Source organism: Frankia sp. AiPs1 (assembly GCF_023716945.1).
In the GTDB taxonomy this organism is placed as follows: domain Bacteria; phylum Actinomycetota; class Actinomycetes; order Frankiales; family Frankiaceae; genus Frankia.
In genome coordinates this window covers 1-3,389 of the sequence record NZ_JAMQQF010000630.1, presented here as the reverse complement: position 1 = coordinate 3,389, position 3,389 = coordinate 1, and the positions used below count along the sequence as shown (strand labels likewise).

General features: G+C 71.3%; 3 protein-coding genes and 1 pseudogene. All 4 read left to right on the top strand.

The window, feature by feature from the left end; all coding sequences use genetic code 11:
- Positions 1–447: pseudogene (locus tag ND748_RS28540) on the top strand (glycosyl transferase); the annotation flags it as partial.
- Between the two features lie 580 nt (positions 448–1,027).
- Positions 1,028–1,195 (top strand): glutamate synthase-related protein, encoded by a 168-nt coding sequence (locus ND748_RS28535; RefSeq protein WP_251749286.1) that lies wholly within the window; start codon positions 1,028–1,030, stop codon positions 1,193–1,195.
- Between the two features lie 215 nt (positions 1,196–1,410).
- On the top strand, positions 1,411–2,391 hold the full coding sequence (locus tag ND748_RS28530; protein ID WP_251749285.1) for a MoxR family ATPase: 981 nt from the start codon (positions 1,411–1,413) through the stop codon (positions 2,389–2,391).
- Positions 2,388–3,389: DUF58 domain-containing protein (locus ND748_RS28525; protein WP_251749284.1), on the top strand; the 1,002-nt coding region annotated here is incomplete at its 3' end. The genes ND748_RS28530 and ND748_RS28525, both read left to right, overlap by 4 nt.

Genomic DNA, 3,389 nt, shown 5'->3' with positions numbered 1-3,389 from the left:
GCCGCGACCCGACGTGCCGGCCGCCGCAGCGGCGGGTTCGGCGGGTTCGGCGGCGGCGCCACGAACGCCCAGCTGGCGTCGCTGTTGAAGGCCAGCCACGGCTACCGGTGGGCTGCCGCGGTCCAGGGGTCCTCGGCCGCGGCCGGCCTCGAACTCGCCTCGGACACGTCGGTGATGGCCATCGGCGGCTTCACCGGACGCGACCCGGCGCCGACCCTGACCCAGTTCGAGAACGACGTCCACGCGGGCCGGGTGCACTACTTCATCGGCGCGAGCCGAACCGGTGGCGCCCGCGGGTTCGGCGGCCGGTCCGGCGGGCCGGGCGGCACGATCAGCACCTGGGTCCAGCAGCACTACAAGGCGACGACGATCGGCGGCGAGACCGTCTACGATCTCACCGCCCCAGCGTCAGCGTCGTCCGCCGGTCCGGCGCGATCGGGCACGTGATCCGAACCGTCCGGCCACGTCGGGCATCACCGCAGGTCCGCGCCCCGCTTCCGGGTCCGTCGGCGGGCCGGGTTTCTTCGCCCTCACCCAGATACGGCGGCCGTGGCAGCCGAATCGTCCGCGACCGGCCCCGAGCGTTGGTCCGGACCTGCACCATGGGAATCACGGCCTCGAACCACGACGGGGACCTCCGCGGCGAGTCTGGAGAGGCCCGGCTGCCGTGGCCGCGTCGGCCCGCTCCTTGTGATGCGGCGCGCCGGCTGACTCGACCGTCCGCGGCAGCATCGGAATTGTTCCGACCCGATGCGGCTGTGACGGCCGACCGCCCGGCGCCGGATATGTCAGCCAGGCAGCATCTGTCCAGGTTTATCCGCGGAGCCAGGATATAGCCGATATTGTTGGCAATCTTGTCGGTGCGGCCGTGCATGTGGGCCGCAGTCGTGGCGGCCGTCGTGCCCGGTCGGAAACTGACAGGAGAGGCCATCGCCGAAGACGGGCTCGGACAGGCGCGCCGGGCAGAACACGGCGACGGTAACGGTGACGGTGACGGTGACGGGACCGGGCGGGACCAGGTTGCCGAGTGCCCCGGATCGCCGGCGATCTGGACGAGGGCCAGATGGTCGCCCATGTGGCCCGCCACACGCGGGCGATGATGACGGCGGCCGGCTGCATCCGGGTCCAGCGCTGCCACACCAACACCTGCCCCACCAGGGTCGCCACCCACGCCGTCCGGAGAATCTGCGGGTGAGCGATGTGGGAGCCGAACAACCGAAGGCGCGTCGCCGGCGGGGAAGTCTCGTGTAATCTTGCGCGCGTCGTCCACGATGGGGGTGCGTGGTGAACGGTCTTCCTGGGTATCAGCGTCGGTGGCCGATGATCGGTCTGCCCGGTGGGAGCAAACCGGATTCCGGCCGTAGCTGACGTGGCGTTGCGGACACAACAGCTCGACGCAGCAGGAGACCTGTGGAAACGACAGCGGCAGACGCCGATTGGTTCTCGCGGCGGCATCAGCAGCTCGCCGCAAACATCTCCGGATTCTTCAAGGGCAATCCCGCGGTGGTCAAGCGGGCTTTGACCTGCATGTATGCTGAGGGCCACCTGCTGCTGGACGACGTTCCCGGCGTTGGCAAGACCTCGCTGGCAAAGGCGATCGCGCACTCGGTGAGCGGAGTGGTCCGGCGGGTGCAGTTCACCGCGGACCTGCTCCCGTCCGACGTCACCGGGGTGCGGATCTGGGATGCTGGGACCCGGACGTTCGAGTTCCACCACGGGCCGGTGTTCGCGAACGTCGTGCTCATCGACGAGATCAACCGCGCTTCGCCGAAGACTCAGTCCGCGCTGCTGGAGGTGATGGAGGAGCGACGCGTCACCGTCGACTCGATGTCCTACCTGGTCCCACGGCCGTTCATGGTCGTCGCGACGCAGAACCCGGTGGAGCACGGCGGGACCTACGAGTTACCCGAGGCACAGATCGACCGGTTCATGATGCGCTCCACCGTCGGGTATCCGGATCATGCCGCGGAGGTCGAGATCCTCAGTGCGGGCACGCGCGGCGCCGAGCCCGAGGACCTGGCGCCCGTCCTCACCGGCGAGGACCTGCTGCGCATGACCGAGCTCGCCCGCGGGGTGCACATCGCCGCCGAGGTGTTCGACTACATTGTCATGATCGTCGCGGACACTCGGCGGCATCCGGATCAGATCCGACTCGGGGTGAGCCCCCGCGGTGGGCTCGCCCTCGCCCGCGCCGCGCAGGCCTGGGCGGTGTCGGCGGGACGTCCGTTCGTCACTCCCGACGACGTCAAGGCGCTCGTGCCCGCGGTCCTCGGCCACCGGGTGATCATGCGGCCGGAAGCGGCGCTGGACGGATTGGCCAGCGCCGATGTGGTGGCTCGGATCGCCGCGTCGGTACGGGTCCCGGACCCCTTCGCCGCCCACGGTAGATGATCTCCCGGTCGGGTTGGGGGGCGTTTGTCGCCACCGTGCTGCTGCTGGCGAGCTGGCCGTTGCTGCACTACCCCGAGCTGCTCGGGCTTGGGGGGACCGGCGTGGTGGTGCTCGTCGGCGGGGCGCTGTGGATGCCTGCCCGGCCGCGGTTGCAGGTGGTTCGCCGGGTGGAGCCGGCCCGGGTCGCGCAGGACAGCCCGGCCCGCGGGGTGCTGACGGTCACGAACATCGGTCGGCGGCGCTGCCCGCCGTTCGTCGCCGTCGAGACGGTCGCCGGTGAGCGGGTGACGGTGACGTTGCCGAGTCTTGCGGCGGGTGCCACCGGGCAGGTCGAGTATCCGCTGCCGACGGCCCGCCGAGGCGTCCACCCGATCGGTCCGCTGACCGTGGGGCACAGCGACCCGCTCGGCCTGTTCCGCACCGGGCAGTCGTACCCGTCGACGACGCGGATGTGGGTGTACCCGACGCTGCATCCGATGGCGCCGCTGCCCACCGGGCGGTCCCCGGAGCTGGACGGGCGGACGTCCGCGGTGGCACCCGGCGGCGGGGTGGCGTTCCACAGTCTGCGGGAGTACGTCCGCGGCGACGATCTGCGGCTCATCCACTGGCCGTCGACGGCCCGCACCGGCACCCTCATGATCCGGCACAACGTGGTCCCGCACGAGCCCCGGATGCTGGTGCTGCTCGACACCAGCGCCGCGCCGTATACGGAGGAGTCGTTCGAGGCAGCGGTCCGGGTCGCGGCCTCCCTCGCGGTGGCAGCGTTCAACGGCGGCCATCCGGTGGAGGCACGCACCACGGCGGGCGCCCGGGCCGCCGCCGAACGGGGAGTCACCGGGCAGGGTGCGCTGCTGGCGCTGTTCGCCGAGGCCAGCTTCGGCGTGCCCGGCGACCGTGGCCTGGCCGTGCTCCCCGGGCTCGGGGCCACCGCCGAGGAGCTCAGCGACTACTACGCGGAGCTGGTCGGCGCCTACCCGATCGTCTCCATCGAGGACCCG